The 19,670-nt window shown below is 73.6% G+C and carries 23 protein-coding genes; all 23 read right to left on the bottom strand.

The window, feature by feature from the left end:
* Positions 1-1,076 (bottom strand): hypothetical protein (locus FJ251_05415; GenBank protein MBM4117172.1); only part of this gene is annotated, 1,076 nt, incomplete at its 3' end.
* A complete protein-coding gene (locus FJ251_05410) occupies positions 1,069-1,590 on the bottom strand; it encodes a TlpA family protein disulfide reductase (GenBank protein ID MBM4117171.1) in 522 nt (173 codons plus the stop codon). The genes FJ251_05415 and FJ251_05410, both read right to left, overlap by 8 nt.
* Before the next feature lie 20 nt (positions 1,591-1,610).
* Entirely contained in the window at positions 1,611-2,969 is a 1,359-nt protein-coding gene (locus FJ251_05405) for a T9SS type A sorting domain-containing protein (protein MBM4117170.1), read from the bottom strand.
* Between the two features lie 2 nt (positions 2,970-2,971).
* Complete coding sequence (locus tag FJ251_05400; GenBank protein MBM4117169.1) at positions 2,972-4,231, bottom strand: hypothetical protein; 1,260 nt, start codon at positions 4,229-4,231, stop codon at positions 2,972-2,974.
* A gap of 186 nt (positions 4,232-4,417) precedes the next feature.
* Entirely contained in the window at positions 4,418-6,211 is a 1,794-nt protein-coding gene (locus tag FJ251_05395; GenBank protein ID MBM4117168.1) for an ATP-binding protein, read from the bottom strand.
* 66 nt (positions 6,212-6,277) lie between these two features.
* Positions 6,278-7,288, bottom strand: a complete 1,011-nt coding sequence (locus FJ251_05390) for an undecaprenyl/decaprenyl-phosphate alpha-N-acetylglucosaminyl 1-phosphate transferase (GenBank protein MBM4117167.1) — start codon at positions 7,286-7,288, stop codon at positions 6,278-6,280.
* A 20-nt stretch (positions 7,289-7,308) separates the two neighbouring features.
* Positions 7,309-7,659, bottom strand: a complete 351-nt coding sequence (locus tag FJ251_05385) for a YraN family protein (GenBank protein ID MBM4117166.1) — start codon at positions 7,657-7,659, stop codon at positions 7,309-7,311.
* Complete coding sequence (locus tag FJ251_05380) at positions 7,628-8,503, bottom strand: ribonuclease HII (GenBank protein ID MBM4117165.1); 876 nt, start codon at positions 8,501-8,503, stop codon at positions 7,628-7,630. Before FJ251_05380 ends, FJ251_05385 begins: the two co-directional genes overlap by 32 nt.
* 10 nt (positions 8,504-8,513) lie before the next feature.
* Positions 8,514-8,888 (bottom strand): 50S ribosomal protein L19, encoded by a 375-nt coding sequence (locus tag FJ251_05375; protein MBM4117164.1) that lies wholly within the window; start codon positions 8,886-8,888, stop codon positions 8,514-8,516.
* A 42-nt stretch (positions 8,889-8,930) separates the two neighbouring features.
* Positions 8,931-9,653 carry a tRNA (guanosine(37)-N1)-methyltransferase TrmD gene (gene trmD / locus FJ251_05370; protein MBM4117163.1) on the bottom strand — a complete coding sequence of 241 codons (723 nt, stop codon included), beginning with the start codon at positions 9,651-9,653 and terminating at the stop codon, positions 8,931-8,933.
* A gap of 9 nt (positions 9,654-9,662) precedes the next feature.
* Positions 9,663-10,193, bottom strand: coding sequence for a hypothetical protein (locus FJ251_05365; protein ID MBM4117162.1), 531 nt, complete (start codon positions 10,191-10,193; stop codon positions 9,663-9,665).
* A complete protein-coding gene (locus FJ251_05360) occupies positions 10,180-10,425 on the bottom strand; it encodes a KH domain-containing protein (GenBank protein ID MBM4117161.1) in 246 nt (81 codons plus the stop codon). Before FJ251_05360 ends, FJ251_05365 begins: the two co-directional genes overlap by 14 nt.
* Before the next feature lie 3 nt (positions 10,426-10,428).
* Complete coding sequence (gene rpsP, locus FJ251_05355; protein MBM4117160.1) at positions 10,429-10,851, bottom strand: 30S ribosomal protein S16; 423 nt, start codon at positions 10,849-10,851, stop codon at positions 10,429-10,431.
* Between the two features lie 15 nt (positions 10,852-10,866).
* Positions 10,867-12,207 carry a signal recognition particle protein gene (locus tag FJ251_05350; protein MBM4117159.1) on the bottom strand — a complete coding sequence of 447 codons (1,341 nt, stop codon included), beginning with the start codon at positions 12,205-12,207 and terminating at the stop codon, positions 10,867-10,869.
* A 118-nt stretch (positions 12,208-12,325) separates the two neighbouring features.
* Positions 12,326-13,021, bottom strand: coding sequence for a ribulose-phosphate 3-epimerase (gene rpe, locus FJ251_05345; protein MBM4117158.1), 696 nt, complete (start codon positions 13,019-13,021; stop codon positions 12,326-12,328).
* Positions 12,990-13,742 (bottom strand): PASTA domain-containing protein, encoded by a 753-nt coding sequence (locus tag FJ251_05340; GenBank protein ID MBM4117157.1) that lies wholly within the window; start codon positions 13,740-13,742, stop codon positions 12,990-12,992. Before FJ251_05340 ends, rpe begins: the two co-directional genes overlap by 32 nt.
* Positions 13,739-15,142, bottom strand: coding sequence for a 16S rRNA (cytosine(967)-C(5))-methyltransferase RsmB (locus FJ251_05335; GenBank protein MBM4117156.1), 1,404 nt, complete (start codon positions 15,140-15,142; stop codon positions 13,739-13,741). The genes FJ251_05340 and FJ251_05335 overlap by 4 nt, the downstream gene beginning before the upstream one ends.
* The gene (gene fmt / locus FJ251_05330) at positions 15,139-16,092 is read right to left on the bottom strand and encodes a methionyl-tRNA formyltransferase (protein MBM4117155.1); all 954 of its coding nucleotides are present in this window, start codon (positions 16,090-16,092) and stop codon (positions 15,139-15,141) included. Before fmt ends, FJ251_05335 begins: the two co-directional genes overlap by 4 nt.
* A 26-nt stretch (positions 16,093-16,118) precedes the next feature.
* Complete coding sequence (gene def / locus FJ251_05325) at positions 16,119-16,646, bottom strand: peptide deformylase (protein ID MBM4117154.1); 528 nt, start codon at positions 16,644-16,646, stop codon at positions 16,119-16,121.
* Entirely contained in the window at positions 16,647-16,934 is a 288-nt protein-coding gene (yajC, locus tag FJ251_05320) for a preprotein translocase subunit YajC (GenBank protein ID MBM4117153.1), read from the bottom strand. It abuts the gene before it with no gap.
* 26 nt (positions 16,935-16,960) lie between these two features.
* Positions 16,961-18,097 (bottom strand): tRNA guanosine(34) transglycosylase Tgt, encoded by a 1,137-nt coding sequence (gene tgt, locus FJ251_05315; GenBank protein ID MBM4117152.1) that lies wholly within the window; start codon positions 18,095-18,097, stop codon positions 16,961-16,963.
* Positions 18,094-19,194, bottom strand: a complete 1,101-nt coding sequence (queA, locus tag FJ251_05310) for a tRNA preQ1(34) S-adenosylmethionine ribosyltransferase-isomerase QueA (protein MBM4117151.1) — start codon at positions 19,192-19,194, stop codon at positions 18,094-18,096. The genes tgt and queA overlap by 4 nt, the downstream gene beginning before the upstream one ends.
* Before the next feature lie 8 nt (positions 19,195-19,202).
* On the bottom strand, positions 19,203-19,670 hold a 468-nt coding region (locus FJ251_05305; GenBank protein ID MBM4117150.1), incomplete at its 5' end, for a Holliday junction branch migration DNA helicase RuvB.

Here is a 19,670-nt window from a genome sequence, read left to right as displayed (position 1 = left end):
TAGGGCACCGTCTGGAAGTCGACGATCGCGTGCGCCGACTCGAAGGGGCCCAGGCCCGTCCGGTCCCACTCGAGGAAGGACTCCTGGAAGCTGTTCTGGCCGAAGGTCTCGTCGATGTGCTGGGTCTCGGCATAGGAGACGAGGAACTCGCCGAGCGAGGTGCTGAGCGAGACGTCCGCCAGGAGGCCCTTCTCGTCGTCGGGGTCGAGCTGGTGCGGGTGCCGGTTCATCAAGGTCGCGCGCGGGTCGTGGATCAGCACCGGCGGCTGATTCATCAGCTTCTGATCCTGGGTGAGCACGGCCATGTCGCGGTAGCGCTTGTAGCCGGCGTAGAGGCCCAGCGGACCGATCAGGTAGGAGCCTTCCACGACGTGGCCGGCGCCGCGGCGGTCCTCGCCCAGCGCCTCGTCGGGCAGGTGGCGCGCGCCCTCCCAATCGAGCGAGAACGGCCCCTTGGCAAAGCTCGCGCGCAGGGCGTGCACCTCGGGCCGCGCCGGCGAGTTCGGCCGCTCGAGCGTGAGGAAGGAGCCCCCCAGGGTCAGCGGGCCATGCCCCGCCTCGAGGTCGGCGCCGCTCAGGCGGTCGGCGCGCTCGCGCACCGCCGTTTCCAGCTGGCCCGTGGCCACCCGGCCCGAGAGCAGGCTGCCCCGCCACCAGCCGCCCTCCTGCCCGATGAGGAAGCCGTCGAGGTTGGTGTCCAGGCGCAGGTCGCGGTTCTCGAAGCTGCGCAGCGCGAGCCCGCGGCCGAAGAGCTTGGTGAAGGTGCCCACGCGCAGGTGCGTCTGGCTGAGCTGCAGCTCGGCGAAGCGGTGCGTGATCCCCTCGCTGCTCTTCTGGTCGGTGGAGACGATGGGGTCCGGCGGCGCGAAGCTCGAGTAGCGCAGGCCGAGCTGGAAGTCCTGGCCGTAGAGGTCCAGGTCCAGCCAGTTCTCGATGATGTCCCGCTCGGTCTCGATGTCGTGGCTCGCCTGCAGGTCGTTCTGCGCCTGCACGCTGAGGTCCCCGCCGATCGCGCGGGCGCCGCCCGCGAGACCGGCCAGGAGCGCGACCGCGAGGGCCGCTGCCCGCCTAGTCACTCGGCTTCGCCTCCCCCGCCTTCGCCCGCGCCGCCAGGTCCGCCTCGATCAGGGTGCCCCAGGTCTCCGCATCCTGGTCCTTGTAGCCCATCGTGGCCGAGAGCAGGCTGCCGTCGGAGCCGACGAGCACATTGAAGGGAACGGCGCGCCCGCCCAGCTTGCGATAGGCCTCCTGGTTGGCGTCCAGGTAGACGGGGAAGCCGAGCCCGTGCCGATGCACGAAGGGTTTCACCTGCTTGGCCGTGCGCGGGTCGTCGATGCTGATCGAGACCACGCGAAAGCCCTTGCCCGCCCACTGCTCGGCAAAGGTCTTCAGCTTCGGCTGCTCGGCCAGGCAGGGCTTGCACCAGGTGGCCCAGAAGTTCAGCAGGACGGGCCCATCCCCGATCAGGCTCGCGGAGGTGACCGGCTTGCCGTCGAGGTCGGTGAGCGTGAAGCTCGGCAGCTGCTTCTCGGCCGCGCCGGCTCCTGTCGCCAGAAGCAGGCAGATGGCCGCGAGGAGGAGGCGTCGCATCCAGCGTCCTTTCCGGAGTGCTACTTGAGCAGTGTCATCTTGCCGCTGACGGACTCCCCGTTCAGCTGCACGCGGTAGAAGTAGGTGCCGCTCGCGAGCGGGCGGCCCGCGGCGTCCACCGCGGTGAAGGGCAGCGCGTTCTCGCCGGCGCGCAGCTCGGCCGTGAAGCTCGTCAGCACGCGACCGCGCAGGTCCAGCACCTCGACCAGCGCGAGGCCAGCGGCCGGCGCCTGGAAGCGCAAGGTCGTCTTCGGATTGAAGGGGTTGGGCTGGTTGGGCAGGAGGGTCAGACGCGCGGGCAGGGCCGGCGTGTCGCTGGCCGAGGGCGCGGCGAGGGCGATGAGCGCGTTGTCCAGCAGCGCGGCCTGCGGGCCGGCCGGCACGTCCGCGAGGTCGAAGCCGAGGTAGAGGATGCGCTTGCCGCCCGTGCTCAGACTGCCGGCGCCGCCGCCGCCGCCGTAGCTGAACTGCAGGGCGCCCGCCCGGCTGAGGCTGATCACGTCCGGGTTCGCTGCCGGGTCGGCGAGCGCGAAGGCGAGGCCGGCACCCACGTCGCTGCCCGGCGCGCCGACGACGCTGGTGCCGCCCATGTCCAGCTCGTAGGTGATGTCAAAGAAGCTGCTCACCCATTGCACGTTCGCCGCGCTGTAGTGCGGGCTCGCGGGATCGCAGAGGTCCCAGGCGATCTCGTCGCCCGAGACGAGCAGGGCGCCGGCCCCCGTCAGGTAGCTGCCGAGCAGGGCGCGGTCGGAAGCGTCCAGGGTCGACTGGCTCTCGCCGGTCAGCCAGAACACGATGGGGAAGGTCTGCAGCTCGGCGAGGGTTGGCAGCTGCAGGGCGCGCGGCCAGTGGCCGAGGGTCTCGCCGGCGAGCTGCGGGGCGATCGCGTTGAAGTGACCGAAGGCGAGGAAGGGGTCGTCGCAATCGTCGATGACGAGCAGGTCGGCGGCGTTGTGGATGGCGACGAAGCCGCGCTCCTCCATCTGCTGCGGGTCGGTGACGCTGCTCACCCGCAGCCTGCCGTAGCCCGTGCCAACCGCCATGCCGATCGTGAAGTCGAGGCGGATGTCCAGGCTGCTCCCCGGGTCCACGGGAGGGGTAGTGATGTCGGTGACGAAGGGGGCGTAGCAGAATCCGCCGACGCAGATCGAGGTGCTCCAGACGAAGTCGTTCGGCAGCAGATCCTCCTTGTGGAGCGCATAGGTGTCCCGCTCCGTGCCCGTATTGGATAGGAGGCCATAGAATTCGAGGTAGGCGAACTCACCGCCGGTCCGCACCAGGGTCGGCGTGCTCCAGCTGAATTCGACGGCGGCGGCGGCGGGCAGGGCCACGCCACACAGACTCCAGGCCAGCAGGGACGACAGCAGATGGCGGCGCATGCTCAAGGACCTCCGGGTGCGGCAGTGGCAGCATCGAGGATGACTTTGGTATCGGGGTTCTGGACGAAGGCGACGGCGCGCAGATTGGCGAGCACGGCGGCCGCGCCCGGCGTGAAGCTGAAGGTCGTCCCGAACTCGCCGCCCGGGACGAGGTCGACCGGGACGCCCATCACGCCGCTGGCGGCGTTGGCATGGCGCACCGTGTTGCGGAAGAGCGTCTGGCCGTTGCTTCCGCCCAGGAAGACGACCTCGGTCTCGTAGATGAGGACGTAGAGGCGCCAGGGTCCGGGGCCTGGCGCGCCGGTGACCGCTCCCGTGACGACGACCTCGCTGGCCCCACCCGCGTAGGCGACCGTCATCGCCAGCACGGGCGCCTGCGCGAGGCCGGCCTCGATCGCCGCCAAGGTCACCTGACTGTCGAAGTCGTCGCTGGTCTTGACGCCATCGACACTGACGCGGGGCGTGGCACTGACACCGTAGAAACTGACGCGCTGCTGCGCCAGCCCCAGCGGCATCGGTAGGTTCGAGTTGTTCAGCAGGCCGTAGATGTAGAAGGGGTCGCCGCCGGCTGGCCACCAGACGTGGTAGAAGAGCGGCAGTGCCTCGCTCGAGGCCGCCTCCACCGCCGCCCAGACTGCCTCGTCGGCCTCGGGGCAGTTGGGGCAGTTGACGTTCGTGAAGTCCTCGACGATGACGAGCCGGCGCGGGATCTCGCTGCCCCTGAAGCGCAGGGTAGCGAGCGTCCCCGCGCTCAGGGTGACGCTCGTGTCCACGGGCGCGAAGCTCCAGTCGGGGTGCTCCGCGCTGAGGAGATAGGCCTGCTCCGGCACCAGCGCGAGGGTGAGCGGGGCCGTCTGGAGCTGAGTGGTGCCGTCGAGGCGGATGGCGACGCCCGGGATCGCCGCGCCGGCAGGGTCCTCGGCGAGGACCGTCAGCTGCGCGGGATCGCCACTGCCGAGGAAGCGCAAGGTGTCCGTCTCGCCGGCGCTCAGGGTGATGCTGGCTTCGGCGGGGCTGAAGGCGTAGTTCGGCCGCGAGACGGCCACGAGGACCGGCAGGCCCGGATCGATGGCGAAGGTCGCCGGCGCGAGCTGGGTCTGCAGGACGCCGCCGAGACGGATCGCGACCTCGGCGATCGGATCGCCGCCGGCGTCGATCGCGACGACGGTCAGCGAGCCCGGCTCGAGCGGCACCGGGTCCTGCTGCCCGCAGAGGCTGTACTGCAGCAGGAAGAAGAGGGGCAGCCAACTGAAGAGGCGCATCGAAACCAATCCTCAGCGCGCGGGCGACCTGCGCCCGTCGACCCCGGAAGCGAAGGAGGCGGACCCCTCTCGCGGTGTGCGGCTGCCAATAGGATACCATCGGAGCCGCGAGTTGCCAAGCCGTCCCTGCATTGCAACTGACTCCTGTCCATGGAGATGCAAGGGAGAGTTGCATCCCCTTGAATGCTAGGCGACCGGTGGGTCGCGCAGGGCGAGGCGCCAGCGCAGGCCCAGATCCAGCGCTTCCAGGAGCTCGGCGCGGCCAGCGCGGGGCCGGCCGTCGAGCGCCGCCAGGCTGCGCGCGATCCCCGTGAGCTTCAGGCGCTGACGGTAGCTGGCGCCGACCTCGGCGAGTCGGCGATCCAGCCAGTCCTGGTCGGCCGGGGCCGGGTCGGAGGCGCCCCACCCGCGCAGGCGCCGGCGGGCGCGCAGGATCCGCCGGCCCAGCGCGCGCTGCCCCTCCGCGCCCAGCCAGGCGTTCGGATCGCCCGGTCGCCAGGCCGGTAGCTCCAGGATGAGATCGATGCGGTCGAGCAGGGGGCCCGAGATGCGCGCGCGGTAGCGCTGCACCTGGCCCGGCGTGCAGCGGCAGTGCTCGCGGCCCCGCAGGCTCTGGCCGCAGGGACAGGGGTTCATCGCCGCGACCAGCTGGAAGCGAGCCGGCCAGCGCAGGCTGCCCGCGCCCCGGCTGACGACGAGGCTCCCCTCCTCCAGCGGCTCGCGCAGCGCCTCGAGGACGTCGCGGTGGTACTCGGGCAGCTCGTCGAGGAAGAGCAGGCCCCGGTGCGCCAGGCTCAGTTCGCCCGGCCTCGCCCCCGCGCCCTGGCGGCCCAGGAGGCCGGCCAGGCTGAGGCTGTGGTGCGGCGCCCGGAAGGGACGGCAGCGCGAGCCATCCACGGCGAGGCCCGCGGCCGAGCGCAGGGCCATCACCTCCCGGCGTTCGCGGCGATCCAGGGGCGGCAGCAGCGCGGCCAGGCTCCGCGCGAGCGTCGACTTGCCGTTGCCGGGCGCGCCGAGCAGCAGCAGGTTGTGGCCGCCCACCGCCGCGGCTGCGAGCGCGCGCCGGAGCGCGGATCCGCCGGGCAGCAGCAGCGGCGCCAGCGGCGCGGTGCGCCCGGCGAGCGGCGGCGCCGGCCGCACGCCGCCGGCCGCCCGCCCCTCGAGCCAGTCGACGGCCTCGCGCAGACTGCCCAGCGGCAGCAGCGGCAATCCCTCCAGATAGGCAGCCTCCGCCAGGTTGCCCATGGGCAGCACCAGACCGGCGGCGCCGCCGCCGAGCGCGGCCAGGCCGAGGGGCAAGGCGCCGCGCAAGGGGAGCAGGCGGCCGTCCAGTCCCAGCTCGCCGAGGAACCACCAGTCGCGGCCGCGGCGCGGCCGGAGCTGGCCGCTCACTTCGAGCAGGCCGAGGGCCATCGGCAGGTCGAAGGCGCTGCCCTCCTTGGGCTCTTCGGCGGGGGCAAGGTTGACGGTCACGCGGCCGGCCGGCAGCTCGAAGCCGCTCTCCCGCAGAGCGCCGCAGACGCGTTCCCGGCTCTCGCGCGTGGCCGCGCCCGCCAGACCGACGAGGCTGAGCGCCGGCAGGCCGCGGGCGAGCTGGACCTCCTCCCGCTCCACGCGGTCAAGCGGAAGGAGCAAGCCCGAGGCCGCCCGGGCGCGCGCCGCGCGCCGGGGCTCCCCCGCCGCTCCTGCAGCGGGCGGGCGACAGCCGCCGGGCCCACTGTCCACCGCCTTCACGCTTTCCCTTGACAGCCCGATGACCCGGACTAACATCCTCAGCGCATTCCGGTCGGATGCGCCCCCGCCCTCGGGGACCCCGCGGACCTCAGCCAGGGTTCGATGAGCGATGAGCAACAAGAAGCCGGTGACCTGCGACGAGTGCGGCGGCACGGGGATCCTGGAGGACGACGAATGCCCCTTCTGCCTCGGTGAGGGCCGCATCGAAGTCGACGAGGACGAGACCTGGGAGCAGTCGGAGGACATCGAGGAGATCGAGGAGGACTTCGACGAGTTCCTCGAGGACGAGATCGGCGACGAGGAGGACCTCTACTAGCCGCGCCGCGGCGGCTCGCCGGCGGCCGCGCGCCGGCGCTCCCAGTTGCGCTCCCAGCCGAAGACGCCCAGGGCCAGGGCCAGGGCTGCCCCCAATGGCAGCCAAGCGGCGCCGCGTTCGCCCCAGCCGAGCGCCAGGGCCGCCGCTGCTAGCGTCCAGACATTGATGGTCGCCAGGGTGCGGCCGATGCCGGCGCCCCGCGCGAGCAGACGGTGCGTTGCGTGCCGGCGGTCCCCAACCCAGAGCGGCCGCCCCTCTCGCCAGCGGATCCAGCACACGCTCGCCGTGTCGTAGAGCGGCACCGCCAGGAAGAGCGGCGCCAGCCAGGGCGACAGCGACGCGCGGCCCACGGCGAGCAGCGCGAAGAGCCCCAGGCTGAAGCCGAGGCAGGTCGCGCCGGCGTCGCCCATGTAGAGGCGCGCCGGCGGCCGATTCCACCAAAGGAAGCCGAGCAGCGCGCCCGCCAGCGGCCAGAGTCCGTCGGCGAGCGCGGCGCCACCCGCCGTGGCGAGGCTGAGGCCGAGCGCGAGCGCCGTCCAGAAGGCCGTGCTCGCCGCGGCGCCGTCCATGTTGTCCAGGAAATTGAAGGCGTTGATCAGCCCGAGCAGCCAGAGCAGGCCGATCGCGCGCGCCGGCCAGACCCAATCCGGCCCCAGCCAGGCGCTCAGTTCCGGCAGGAAGAGCAAGGCCGCGAGTAGCTGCCCGACCAGGCGGGCCAAGGGCCCGAGGCCGCGGCGGTCGTCGACCATGCCCAAGGCGAGCAGCCAGGCGCCGGCCGTCAGCCAGCGCCCGAGCAGGAAGCGCTCGGGCCCCGCCAGCCCGGGCGCCACCCCCAGCAAGAGCCCGAGGAAGATCGCGGCGCCGCCGAGCACGGGCACCGGCCGCGCCTGCAGCTTGCGGGCGCCCGGCGGATCGAGGAAGCGCAGGCGCGGTGCGGCCGCGATGGCCAGGCGCCCGAGCAGCAGGCTGCTCAGGCAGGCGAGGACTGTCGCGAGGACCTGTGCCATCCGCCGTCGCCGGTGTCGGTCTAGAGGCCGCGATAGTGCTCGAGCAGCAGGCGCTCGCGCGCGCGGTCCAGATCCAGGGTGATGAGGTCGAGCCGGTAGGCGCCCCGCCAGCCCCGGCGCAGCACCGCCTCGCGCAGCGCGGCGCGCAGGTGCTGCTGCTTGCGCGGTCCGAGGCTGGCGAGGGCCGTGCCGTAGCGATCGCCGCGGCGCAGGCGCACCTCCACGAAGACGAGACAGTCGCCGTCGCGCGCGAGCAGGTCAATCTCTTTCTGAGCGATGCGCAGCTTGCGCGCGAGGATGGTCAGGCCCTTGAGCGCGAGGAAGCGCTCGGCGATCTCCTCACCGAGATCGCCCAGCGCCCGCCGCGGCAGGCAGCCAGCGTCCACAGAAACTCCGGCGGTGCAGGGGGCAGGGCCCCAGCTCCAGGAGGGCAGCGATGTGCGCGGGGCTGCCGTAGCCCTTGTGCTCGGCGAAGCCGTAGCCGGGCCACTCGCGATCCGCCTCCCGCATCAGCGCGTCCCGGTGCACCTTCGCGAGCACCGAGGCGCCGGCGACGGCGAGGCTCTTCGCGTCGCCGTCCACGATCGCGCGGCTGATGCGTGCGCCCGGCGGCAGCTCGCGGCCGTCGATGAGCACGCGCTCGGCGCGCGGGGAGAGCGCGCGCAGCGCGCGGGCCATCGCCGCGAAGACGGCCGCGCGGATGCCGCGGGCGTCGATCCGCTCGGCCGGCTCGTCGGCAATGGCCCAGGCGACGGCGTCGGCGCGCAGGCGCTCGGACCAGCGCTCGCGGGCGGCCGGGCTCAGACGCTTGGAGTCGTCCAGACCCGGGGCATGGTAATCCGGGGGCAGGATGAGCGCGGCGGCGGTGACGGGACCGGCCAGGGGACCGCGGCCGACCTCGTCGACGCCGGCGAGCCGGCTGCCCGCGGCCGCTTCGCGATCGAAGGCAGCCAGTGCCTGCCAGCGCCGCTCGCGCGCCGCCAGCTTCGCCTCTTCCCGGCGCAAGCGGGATGCCAGTGCGCGCGCCCCCTGGCGGGGATCCGCAGCGAGGAGCAGGAGCCAGGGCTCTCGCGCCGCGGGCGCGAGACCGGCGAGGGCGGCCGCCTGGGTGGCCAGCGGGGCGGCGAGGAAGACGGCCGGCGCGGCGAGCAACGCCTCAGCCGCAAGGGCCGGCGCCCCGCTGGGGATCCGGCCCTTGGCAGCGCTGCTGGACATGTCGACGCCGTCAGTCCTTCTTCTCGGTCTCCTGAGGTGGGGCCTCGCGACGGCTCGAGATGCGGGCCTTCTTGCCGCTGAGTCCGCGCAGGTAGTAGAGCTTCGCGCGCCGGACCTTGCCGCGGCGAACGACCTCGAGGTCGCTGATGTTCGGACTGTGCAGCGGGAAGACGCGCTCCACGCCGATGTTGCCGGAGATCTTGCGCACCGTGAAGGTGGCCTCGACGCCGCTGCCGCGGCGCTGGATCACCGTGCCCTGGAAGGGCTGGAAGCGCTCCTTGTTGCCCTCGATCACCTTGACCCGGAATTTCACCGTGTCGCCCACATTGAAGTCGGGGATCCCGTCCTTCAACTGCTGGTTCCTGACCGCGTCGACGATGTTCATGGCCTCTCCTGTGCCGCCCCCGCCGGCGCCGCCGGCCGAGCCCTACTGATCCGCCTCGCGCTCCCCGCCGCCCTGCCGGGCGAGGAGATCGGGACGGTGCTTCCGGGTGAGGCGCAGGGACTCTCCCCGGCGCCAGCTCTCGATCTTCGCATGGTTCCCGCTCTTCAGGACGGCGGGCACCGCCAGGTCGCGATAGCGCTCCGGGCGCGTGTAGTGGGGCCAGTCCAGCAGGCCGCCCTTGTCCGCCCCGAAGGAGTCGGCCTCCGCCGACTCGAGGTCGCTCATCACGTCGGGCAGGAGCCTGAGCACTGCGTCGATCACGCAGATCGCCGCCGGCTCCCCCCCGGTCAGCACGAAGTCCCCCAGGGAGATCTCCTCGCTGACCACCAAGTCGCGCACCCTCTCGTCGACGTCCTTGTAACGCCCACAGATCAGGGTGAACTCCTGCTCCCGGCTCAGGCGGCGCGCGGTCGCCTGATCGAAGCGCCTGCCGCGCGGCGACAGGAGGATCACCGGGTGCCCCGGGTGGTCACTCTGTCGCGCGAGCGACTCCACCGCTTCCACCAGCGGCGGCGCCATCAAGATCATCCCCGCGCCGCCGCCGTAGGGGTAGTCGTCCACCGTCCCGTGCCGGTCCACCGCGAAGTCGCGCGGACTGGCGAAGCGATAGCTGACCACCCCCCGCGCCTCGGCGCGCTCGAGGATCCCGACCCGCAGCGCCTCGCGCAGGAAGTCGGGAAAGAGGCTGACCACGTTGATGACCACGCCTCGCCCTCACAGCTCCAAGAGGCCCGCCGGCGGATCGATCGTGATCCGTCGCGCCGCCCAGTCGATGCCGCAGAGGATGGGCGGGACGAAGGGGATCTCGTACACCTTCGTCTCGCCCTTCACCTGCAGCAGGGCCTGACCCGGCAGCGGCGCCAAGCCCACCACGCTGCCCAGCGCCGTCCCGTCCGCCGCCAGGGCCACCTGCATGCCCAGGAGCTGCCAGGCGCGCGGCGTTTCCGGGGCCGCCACGTCCAGCTCGCCAGCCAGGACCAGCTCCGCGTCGCGCTGGGCCTCCGCTCCTTCGCGATCGCCGAGCTCGGCCAGGCGGAGGACCAGGCAATCGCCCGCCGGCCGGGTCTGGATCACGCTCACCGGCCGCTCGCTCGCCGCCCCGGCCAGACGCAAGCGGCGCGAGGCCAACGCCTCCGGCCAGAAGTCGGGCGAGGGCAGCAGCTTCAGCTCGCCCTTGATCCCGACCGGGCGCAGCACGCGCCCGAGCACGATGCGGGTCTCGCCGCCCGCCTCACTCCTGCTCACGGATGCGCAGGCTCACCTTGCGGTCGCCGCGACGGCCGGCGGCCGTGAGCAGGGTCCGCAGGGCCTCCGCCGTCTTGCCGTGGCGGCCGATCAGCCGGCCCAGGTCGTCCGGCGCCAGGAGCAGCGTGTAGACGTCCTCGTCGCCCTGGGCCTCCTTCTCGATGCGCACGCGCTCGGGCGCCTCCACGAGCGAGTCCGCCACGTAGCGCAGAAGCCGCTCGACCTCAGGCATCCGCTAGGCCTCCGTCGCCTCGCCGGCGCTCTCGCCCGCCGTCTTGCTCGCGCTCTTCTTCTGGGCCTTCTTCTCGGCGTAGCTCGGGGTGGCGGCGCCGCGGCGGGGCTGCTTCGCCTTCCACTCGGCGAGCTTGCCCGGCAGCTCCTCGGCGCTGACGCCCATGCGCAGCAGCCGGAACTTCTCCAGGATGCCCTGGCGGCGCATCAGGCTCTCGGCGGTGCCCGAGGGCTGCGCGCCCTGGCCGAGCCAGTGGAGGATGCGCTCCTCGTTCAGCTGGAGCTGCATCGCCGCCGGCATGGGGTCATAGAAGCCCAGGTTCTCGATGTAGCGCCCATCGCGCCGGTCGCGCGAGTCCACGACGACCAGGCGGTAGAAGGGTCGCTTCATCGAGCCCATGCGGGTCATGCGAATCATCGTTGCCAACAGGAAACCTCCGTTTCAGTTGCCGAGGCCGCCGCGGACCGCGCCCGGGACGCGCCCCTTCCCCTTCAGGCGGCCGATGGTCTTCAGCAGCCTGCGCATCTCCCCATGCTGCTTGAGCAGCTGGTTGATCTCCTGCACCGTCGTGCCGCTGCCCCGCGCGATGCGGCGGCGCCGGCTGCCGTCGATGAGCTCCGGCCGGCGGCGCTCCTGCCGGGTCATCGACTGGATGATCGCGCGCAGGCGCAGGAGCTCGCGCTCATCCACGTTCATCCCCTGGGCCTGCAGCTTGCCCATGCCGGGCAGCATCCCCAGGAGCTTGTTCATCGGCCCCAGCTTCTGCAGCCTCTCGAGCTGGCCGAGCAGATCCTCGAGATCGAGGCCCTCCCTGCGCAGCTTCTGCTCGAGCCGTTCCGCCTCGACCTGATCGTGCTCGGCCTGGACCTTCTCCACCAGCGAGAGCACGTCGCCCATGCCGAGGATGCGACCGGCCAGGCGATCCGGGTGGAAGGGCTCGATGTCCTTCACCGTCTCGCCGACGCCGGCGTACTTGATCGGCAGCCCCGTGACGGCGCGCACCGAGAGGGCGGCGCCCCCGCGGGCATCGCCGTCGAGCTTGCTCAGGAGCACGCCGGTCAGCGCCAGCCGGGCCTGGAAGGCCTCGGCGACGCGCACCGCCTCCTGGCCCGCCATCGCATCCAGCACCAAGAGGATCTCGTCGGGCGCGAGCGCCGCGTTCAGCGCCGCGAGTTCCTCCATCAGCGCCTCGTCCACGTGCAGGCGACCCGCCGTGTCGAGGATCATCGTATCGCAGAGGCGCTCACGCGCCGCCGCGCGGCCGGCCCGCGCGATCGCGACCACGTCCCGCCGCTCGCGGTCCAGATGCACGGGCAGGTCGATCTGCCGCCCCAGCACCGCGAGCTGCTCCATCGCCGCCGGCCGGTAGATGTCCACGCCCGCCAGCAGCGGGCGCCGGCCCTGCCGGCGCAACTGGCCGCCCAGCTTGGCGGCGAAGCTCGTCTTGCCCGCGCCCTGCAGGCCGACGAGCATGATCGTCGCCACCGGGCTCGTGCGCAGCGCGAGGTCGCGGTGCCGCTCGCCGAGCAGGCGCACCAGCTCGGCGTGGACGATGCCCACCACCTGCTGGGCGCTCGTCAGGCCGCCCGCGGCCTCCTGGCCGACGGCGGCCTCGCGCACGCGCGCCACGAAGTCCCGCGTGACGCCGAAGTGCACGTCGGCCTCGAGCAGGGCCCGGCGCACCTCGCGCAGGGCCTCCTGGACGTCCTCCTCGCGCAGCTTGCCCTTGCCCCTCAGCTTGGCGATGACGGAGTCCAAGCGCTCGCTGAGGTTCTGGAACACGGCCGCCTCCGGAAGAGCCTGGGCCAGGCCGGGCCGAGGCGCACGAAGTCGGCAATATACCAGAGCTTATCTGGGCTGACAAGCCCCTGGGTCGGGCAAAAAGCGGGCAGCGGCAGCCCTATTTCACGGCTGCGGCGGCCGCGTCCCGGAGGGCCGCGATGGCCGCCCGGCGGTCGGGCCGGCCCATGACGGCGCTGGCCGCCACCAGCAGGTCGGCGCCGGCGGCGCGCAGGGGGCCGGCCTGGGCGGGGCCGATGCCCCCATCGACCTCGATCGCGAAGTCCAGGCCCTCGCGCCGGCGCAGCGCGGCGGCCGCCCGGACCTTGTCCAGGGCCGCGGGCTGGAAGCTCTGCCCGCAGAAGCCGGGCTCGACGCTCATCACGAGCAGCAGGTCCAGGCCCGCCCAGAGGGGCCCGGGCGGCGGCAGCGGCGTCCCCGGTCGCAGGGAGAGCCCGGCGAGGACGCCGGCCCGGCGCAGGGTGGCGAGGGCAGCGCCCGGGTCGCTCAGGGCTTCCAGGTGCAGGGTCAGGCCCCGGCAGCCGGCGGCGAGGTAGTCGCCGAGACTCTCCAGGGGGCGCTCGATCATCAGGTGGCAGTCGAGGGGCAGCTGCGCCACGCGGCCGATCGCGGCGCAGACCGGCGCGCCGAAGGTGAGGTTGGGCACGAAGTGCCCGTCCATCACGTCCAGGTGCAGGACGTCCGCACCAGCCGCCTCGACGGCAGCCACCTCCTCGGCCAGTCGGGCGAGGTCGCCGCCGAGCAGGGAGGGCGCAACGCCGACCCTAGTCCGATCGAGATGCGACCACCAGCTCAATCGCGTCCCCCTTCTCCAGGCGTGTCCCCGCGGCAGGCGTCTGGGCGAGGATGCTGCCCGCGCCGCGTCCGGGCGCGCTGCGATAGCGGATCTGCGGCTTGCCGAGCCCGGCATCGGCGAGCAGGGCGAGGGCGGTGTCCAGGGGCTTGCGCGTGAGATCGGGCATCAGGAAACCGCGGCTCCCATCGCCGTCGCTGAGCAGCAGATCGACACGGGCCCCCAGGGTGACGCGCGCGCCCGGCCCCGGCCGCGTGCTGAGGATGCCGCCGGCCGGCTGGTCGCCGGGACTGCGCAGGATGTCCCCCGGCAGGAGGCCGAGGTCCTCGAGGCTGAGGCGGGCCTGCCGCTCGCTCTGCCCGCGCAGATCGGGGACGGCGACCATCCGCGGCCCGGCCGAGAAGACCGCCGTCACGCGGCGGCCGGCCTTGATCTGCGTGCCCGCCGCCGGGTGCTGGCGCAGCAGGTAGCCGGCCGGCAGCGAGGCGTCGAACTCGGGCGGCCGCTCGCTGAGGACGAGCCCCTTGCGCGCGCAGAGGCTGTAGACCTCCTCCTTCGAGCTGCCTTCGAGGACGGGCATCGGAAAGGCCTCGTCGACGCCGACCTGCCGGGGCAGCAGCCAGCGGTTGGCGACCCAAACGCCGAGCAGGGTGATGGCGAGCATCGCCCCCACCACCCGGGCGATGCGCAATGCGCGCTGCAGGGGTCGCTCCGCGCCGCTCATGCCTCCTCCTTCGCCGCGGCCTCCCGCTCGGCCCCGGCGCGCGGGCGCCGGCGGCAGCGGAACGCGTACATGGCGGTGCCCGGCTCGAGGTCGGGCAGCGAGAGATACTCCCCCAGCGGCGTGCGCAGGGCGTCGGGCAACTCCGCCGCCGTGAAAGGCTCCAGCGCGAACTCCGCGTGCGCGCCGAGGAACCAGTCCCGCTGCGCGCTCGTCTCCTCGGGCGTGAAGGTGCAGACGGCGTACAGGAGCCGGCCCCCGGGGCGCGGCCAGCGCGCCGCCGCCGCCAGCAACTCCCGCTGACGCATCGCCAGGCGCGCGATGTCGGCCGGCCGCAGTCGCCAGCGCGCATCCGGATTGCTGGCCAGCGTGCCCAGCGCGCTGCAGGGCGCGTCGAGCAGAACCCCGTCCACTGGCCGCGGCGCTAGCGCGCGCAGATCCCCGCACTCGACCTGCAGCCCTCTTAAGCCCAGCCGCCGGGCATTGGCAACCACTTTCTCCAGGCGCCGCGGATCGCGATCCACGGCCAGCAGCGGCCGCGCGTCGCCCCCGCGCTCGGCGAGGTGGCAGCACTTGCCGCCGGGTGCGGCGCAGAGATCCGCCCAGTCGCCGGGCGCGCCTCCGTCCAGCAGCGCGGCAATGCGCTGGGAGCTGGCGTCCTGCACGCTGAGGTCTCCCCGCCCCAGCGCCGCTGCCAAGTCCTCCGGCCAGGCCCCGCGCCAGCGAAAGGCGAGCGGCAGGCCGGCGATCGGCTCGGGCGCGCCGCCGGCCGCCCGCAGCGCGGCGAGCAGATCCGTCTGCCCAGGCCGCAGCGCATTCCAGCGGAAGCAGTGCGCAGGGGGGCGGTTCAGCGCGGCCATCAGGCGGAGCGCGCGCTCGACGCCGAACTCGGCGCGCCAGCGCTCGGCGAGCCAGCGGGGAAGCGAGAGCACGGCCTCGGCGTGCGCGAGGTAGTCCGCCGGGGCGGGATCCGCCCCCGGCACGCCTTCGCGCTGCCACTTGCGCAGCTGGGCGTTGGCCCAGCCCGCGAGCCGCGGCCCCGCGGCGCGCTTCACCCACTCCACGCTCTCGCCGATCACGGCGTGGGCGGGCAGGCGGTCCAGCGTTTCGAGCTGATAGAGCGCCAGGCGCAGCGCTTCCCGCAGCGGCGGATCCAGTTGCCTGCGCCCCGTCAGGCGGCGCAGGCGGGCGTCCAGACGCCCCCGCTGGCGGAGCACGCCCGCGGTGAGCTGGCTGAAGAGGCGGCGGTCGCGCGGATCGGCGAGCAGAGGGTCGCCGAGCCAGCGCTCCTGCAGGCTGTCCCAATCGGCGGCTTCGGACTCGCCCTCGGCGGCGGGCGCGCTCTGCGCGTCCAGCGCGGCGAGGCAGCGCAGCGCGGCCAGGCGGGCGGGCGCGATCCTCATCCGTTCTCCAGGCGCTCGCCGAGCGCGAGCGGGCGGCCGTTCAGGTAGGCGGCAGCCGGCATGAGCCGCCGGCCCGGCGGCTGCAGCGCGTCGAGCGCGAGCGCGCCCTCGCCGCAGGCGACGAGGAGTCGCGGCCGGAGGGCGATCACCTCTCCGGGCGCGGCGCCCGCGCGGCCGGGCGCCGCTTCGGCGGCGATCAGCCCCAGGCGTTCGCCGCCTCGCCGGCACCAGCAGCCGGGCTCGGGACTGAGGGCGCGCAGGCGGCGATCCAGCCGCTGGGCGGGCTCGCGCCAGTCGATGGCGCCGGCCTCGGCGGGCAGCTTGCGCGTCAGCGTCGCACCGCTTGCTGGCTGGGCCTCGGCGAGCAGAGCGCCCGCGCGCCAGGCGCGCAGGGTGGCGAGCAAGAAGTCCGGCGCGACGGCGGCGAGGGCCGCGCTCAGCTCGCCGGCCGTCCAGCGCGGCGCCACCGCGAGCGGTCGCCTCGCCAGCACCGGCCCCGTGTCCAGGCCCGCGTCCATCAGCATCGCCGACCACCCGGTCTCGCTGAGCCCGTCGAGGATGGCCTGCGGGATCGGGCTCGCGCCGCGCCCCCAGGGCAGCAGCGAAGCGTGCAGGTTCAGACAACCCAGACGCGGCACGGCGAGCAGCGCGGGACTGAGCAGGCGCGCGAAGGCGATGACGACGATGGCGTCGAGCCGCAGCGCGGCCAGCTCGGCGGTGACGGCCGCCGCTTCGCCAGGCTCCCAGCGGCGCAGCGGCAGCTCGAGCGCGAGGGCGGCGGCGCCGACGGGGGTCGGCACCGGCGCGCCGCGGCGGCCGCGGCGGCGATCGCCGAGGGTGACGACCTGCGCGAGGGCGATGTCGGGAGCGCCGGCCAGCGCCTCGAGGCTCGGCACGGCCAGCGCCGGACTCCCGAGAAAGGCGACGCGCAGGCGAGCATCCGCGGTCATGGGCTCACCTCTGGCGGCCGCGGCGCTCAGTTGCGGGGCGCGTAGTCGCGCTCGATGTCGCCGAGGCGCCGCTTGAGCACGGCGCGCCGGGCCGGACTCAGGCGATCGATGAAGAGCACGCCCTCGCAGTGGTCCAGTTCGTGCTGGATGATGCGGGCGAGCAGGCCGCCCGTTTCCAGCTCGCCGCGCTCGCCCCGGATGTCCTGGAAGGCGATCCGAATGCGCTCGGGCCGCTTCACGTCGGCGCGCAGACCGGGGATCGACAGGCAGCCCTCTTCGATCACCACCTGCTCCTTCGAGGCCTCGCGGATCTCCGCATTGGCCATGAGGACGATCTCGTCCTCCTCGCGCGCCTCGTCGTCGACATTGACGATGACGATGAAGAAATGCTGGGAGAGCCCGACCTGCGGCGCCGCGAGGCCCACACCGCCCTCGGCATGGAGGATGTCGATCATCCGCGGCAGGTGGCGCGCGAGCGCCTCGCCGAAGGCGGTGACCTTCTCCCCGCGTGTGCGCAGCACGTCGCAGCCGATGTACTTGAGGCTCAGACCCATCTACTTGCCCAGCTTGGCCGTGATGTTGCCGATCGCGACCTCGAGCTTGCAGTTCTCGTCCACGCGCAGGACGACGCGGTCGTCCTTGACCCCGACGACGCTGCCGAAAATGCCGCCCGAGGTGAGGACCTGATCGCCCTTGGCGAGGGTCTTCAGCATCGCCTGGTGCTCCTTGGCGCGCTTCTGCTGCGGGCGGATCATGAAGAAGTAGAGGATGGCGAACATGCCCACCATCAGGAGGATGGGGCTCCAGGCGGGGGCCTGCTGGGCCTGCAGGAAGAGAGGCATCGGGACTCCTTTGGCTCGACGCGGGCCTAATCCGTGGCCATCGCGTAGTCGGCGAAGAACTCGCGCAGGAAGGCGCCGTAGCGCCCCTCCAGAATGGCGGCGCGCGCCGAGCGCATCAAGTCCAAATAGAAGTACAGATTGTGGAGGGTCGCAAGCGTCATCGCCGTCGTCTCGCCGGCCTGGAAGAGGTGGCGCAGGTAGGCGCGGCTGTGACGACGACAGCAGGGACAGCCGCAAGCGGAATCGGGCGGCGCCTGGTCGTCGGCGCAGCTCGCGTTCTTGACGACGAGCCGACCCGCCCGCGTGAAGAGCGTCCCCTTGCGGGCGTTGCGGGTGGGCATCACGCAGTCGAACATGTCGACCCCGAGGGCGACGGCGCGCAGGAGGTCCTCGGGGAAGCCCACCCCCATCAGGTAGCGCGGCCGGTCGGGCGGGAGCAAGCTGGCGCAGAGACCGGTGAGCTCGAAGAGCTGCGACTTGGGCTCCCCCACCGCGAGGCCGCCGATCGCGTAGCCGGGCAGGTCGAGCGCGCAGGTCGCCGCCAGCGACTCCCGGCGCAGATCCGCGTAGCTCGCGCCCTGCACGATGCCGAAGAGGAACTGCCGGTGCCCGTGCGCGCTGAAGACGGGGCCCCGGTGGTCCCGGCAGCGGCGCGCCCAGCGCGCCGTGCGCGCCAGGGCGACGGCCGCCGGGGCGCGCTCGCTCGGATAGGGCAGGCACTCGTCCAGGGGCATCACGATGTCGGCGCCGAGCGCGGCCTGGACGTCGATCACGTCCTCGGGCCCGAGGAAGTGCCGCGAACCGTCGAGATGCGAACGGAAGCCGACGCCCTCCTCCCGCACCGCGTTCAGCGCGCGCAGCGAGTAGAACTGGTAACCGCCGCTGTCGCTGAGCAGGGCGTGCGGCCAGGCGGCGAGGGCGTGCAGACCGCCGGCGGCCGCCACGCGCGCGGCGCCGGGCCGCAGGTACAGGTGGTAGGTGTTGGCGAGGACGATCCGCGCGCCGAGCGCCTCGAGCTGCTCGGCCGTCAGGGCCTTGACGACCCCCTGCGTGCCGACGGGCATGAAGACGGGCGTCAGGATCTCCCCGTGGTCGGTCGCGAGGCGCCCGGCGCGGGCGCCGGTCTCGGGATCGACCGCCTCGAGGGTGAAGAGGGGCTTCATGCGCGCGTCTCCCCGGCCGCCGATCCGGCTGCCGCTGGCGGCGGCAGGAGGAGCATCGCATCGCCATAGGAGAAAAAGCGGTAGCCGGCGCGCAAGGCGTGCGCATAGGCGGCGAGGATGCGCTCGCGACCGGCCAGCGCCGCGACGAGCATCAGCAGGGTCGAGCGCGGCAGGTGGAAGTTGGTGACGAGGCCGTCCAGGCGCTGGCAGGCGTAGGGCGGCCGGATGAAGAGCCGGGTCTCGCCGGCGAGCTCGCCGGCGCCCGCCCACGCGGCCGCGGTCGGCGTTTCCAGCGCGCGCGCCACGGTGGTGCCGACGGCGATCACGCGGCCGCCCGCGGCACGCGTCGCGTCCACGGCGCGGCGCGTCGCCGCCGGCAGTGCGTAGCGCTCGCCGTGCATCGCGTGGCGGGCCGGGTCCTCCGCGCGCACGGGCTGGAAGGTGCCGATGCCCACGTGCAGCGTGAGGGCGGCGCGGGCGACGCCCCGCGCGGCGAGGGCCGCGAGCAGCGCCTCGTCGAAGTGGAGGCCGGCCGTGGGCGCGGCGACGGCGCCATCCACGCGGGCGAAGCGGGTCTGGTAGTCCTCGGCGTCGCGGGCGTCGGCCGGGCGGGCGATGTAGGGCGGCAGCGGCAGCTCGCCCGCGAGAGCCATCGCCGCCGGCCAGTCGGCCGGTGCGAGGAGGCGCAGCCAGCGGCTCCCCTCGCCGCCCGGCGCCCCGCCCGCCTCCTCGACGGCGATGCGCACGCGGCCGGCCGCCGCCCGGAAGACGTCGCCGGGGCGGAAGCGGCGGGCCGGGCGCAGCAGGCCGAGCCAGCGGCCGTCCGCGCCCGGCGAGTGCAGCAGCAGTTCGACCGGACCGGCCCCGCCGCGCTCGCGTTCGCCGCGCAGGCGCGCCGGCAGCACGCGCGTGTCGTTGACGACGAGCAGATCGCCCGGCGCGAGCAGGGCCGGCAGATCGCGGAAGCGGCGGTCCGCGAGCGCGCCGCTGGAGAGGTCGAGCTGAAGGAGGCGGCAGGCCGCGCGATCCGCCAGGGGGCGCTGGGCGATGCGCTCCGGCGGGAGCGGGTAGTCGTAGTCGCTCAGGTGCTCGGGCACGGCAGGCCTCAGGCCGGCTCCTCGAAGAGCGAGGGATCCTCGGTCGGCGGCGTGAGCCCGAGGTGCTCGTAGGCCCGGCGGGCCGCCACGCGGCCGCGCCGCGTGCGCCGCAGGAAGCCCTGCTGGATGAGGTAGGGCTCGTAGACGTCCTCGAGGGTCTCCGGCTCCTCGGCGACCGCGAGGGCGAGGGTCGTCGCGCCCACGGGCCCGCCGCCGTGGTGGCGGATGAGGGTCTCCAGGATGCGGCGGTCCATGGCGTCCAGGCCGGCGCTGTCGACGCTCAGCCGCTCGAGCCCGAAGTCCGCCAGCTCGCGGGTGACGCGCCCGCTGCCCTCGACCTGGGCGAAGTCGCGCAGGCGGCGCAGGAGCCGGTTGGCCACGCGCGGCGTCCCGCGGCTGCGGCGGGCGATCTCCTCGAGGCCGGCAGGGTCGACGTCCAGCTCGAGCAATCCCGCCGTGCGCGCGAGGATGCTGGC

The sequence above is a fragment of the bacterium genome, from assembly GCA_016873475.1.
In the GTDB taxonomy this organism is placed as follows: domain Bacteria; phylum Krumholzibacteriota; class Krumholzibacteriia; order JACNKJ01; family JACNKJ01; genus VGXI01.
Note: the sequence above shows the minus strand (reverse complement) of the source record. Positions and strands in the feature narration are given on the sequence as shown.

Excerpts from the sequence above, each read along its gene's own strand:
- FJ251_05360 (MBM4117161.1), bottom strand. The coding sequence starts at position 10,425 with ATGCCTGAGGTCGAGCGGCTTCTGCGCTACGTGGCGGACTCGCTCGTG.
- FJ251_05380 (MBM4117165.1), bottom strand. The coding sequence starts at position 8,503 with ATGTCCAGCAGCGCTGCCAAGGGCCGGATCCCCAGCGGGGCGCCGGCC.
- FJ251_05405 (MBM4117170.1), bottom strand. The coding sequence starts at position 2,969 with ATGCGCCGCCATCTGCTGTCGTCCCTGCTGGCCTGGAGTCTGTGTGGC.
- FJ251_05410 (MBM4117171.1), bottom strand. The coding sequence starts at position 1,590 with ATGCGACGCCTCCTCCTCGCGGCCATCTGCCTGCTTCTGGCGACAGGA.
- FJ251_05390 (MBM4117167.1), bottom strand. The coding sequence starts at position 7,288 with ATGGCACAGGTCCTCGCGACAGTCCTCGCCTGCCTGAGCAGCCTGCTG.
- FJ251_05335 (MBM4117156.1), bottom strand. The coding sequence starts at position 15,142 with ATGAGGATCGCGCCCGCCCGCCTGGCCGCGCTGCGCTGCCTCGCCGCG.
- tgt (MBM4117152.1), bottom strand. The coding sequence starts at position 18,097 with ATGAAGCCCCTCTTCACCCTCGAGGCGGTCGATCCCGAGACCGGCGCC.
- FJ251_05375 (MBM4117164.1), bottom strand. The coding sequence starts at position 8,888 with ATGAACATCGTCGACGCGGTCAGGAACCAGCAGTTGAAGGACGGGATC.
- FJ251_05395 (MBM4117168.1), bottom strand. The coding sequence starts at position 6,211 with ATGTCCTCCGACTGCTCCCAGGTCTCGTCCTCGTCGACTTCGATGCGG.
- fmt (MBM4117155.1), bottom strand. The coding sequence starts at position 16,092 with ATGACCGCGGATGCTCGCCTGCGCGTCGCCTTTCTCGGGAGTCCGGCG.
- def (MBM4117154.1), bottom strand. The coding sequence starts at position 16,646 with ATGGGTCTGAGCCTCAAGTACATCGGCTGCGACGTGCTGCGCACACGC.
- yajC (MBM4117153.1), bottom strand. The coding sequence starts at position 16,934 with ATGCCTCTCTTCCTGCAGGCCCAGCAGGCCCCCGCCTGGAGCCCCATC.
- FJ251_05400 (MBM4117169.1), bottom strand. The coding sequence starts at position 4,231 with ATGCGCCTCTTCAGTTGGCTGCCCCTCTTCTTCCTGCTGCAGTACAGC.
- FJ251_05340 (MBM4117157.1), bottom strand. The coding sequence starts at position 13,742 with ATGAGCGGCGCGGAGCGACCCCTGCAGCGCGCATTGCGCATCGCCCGG.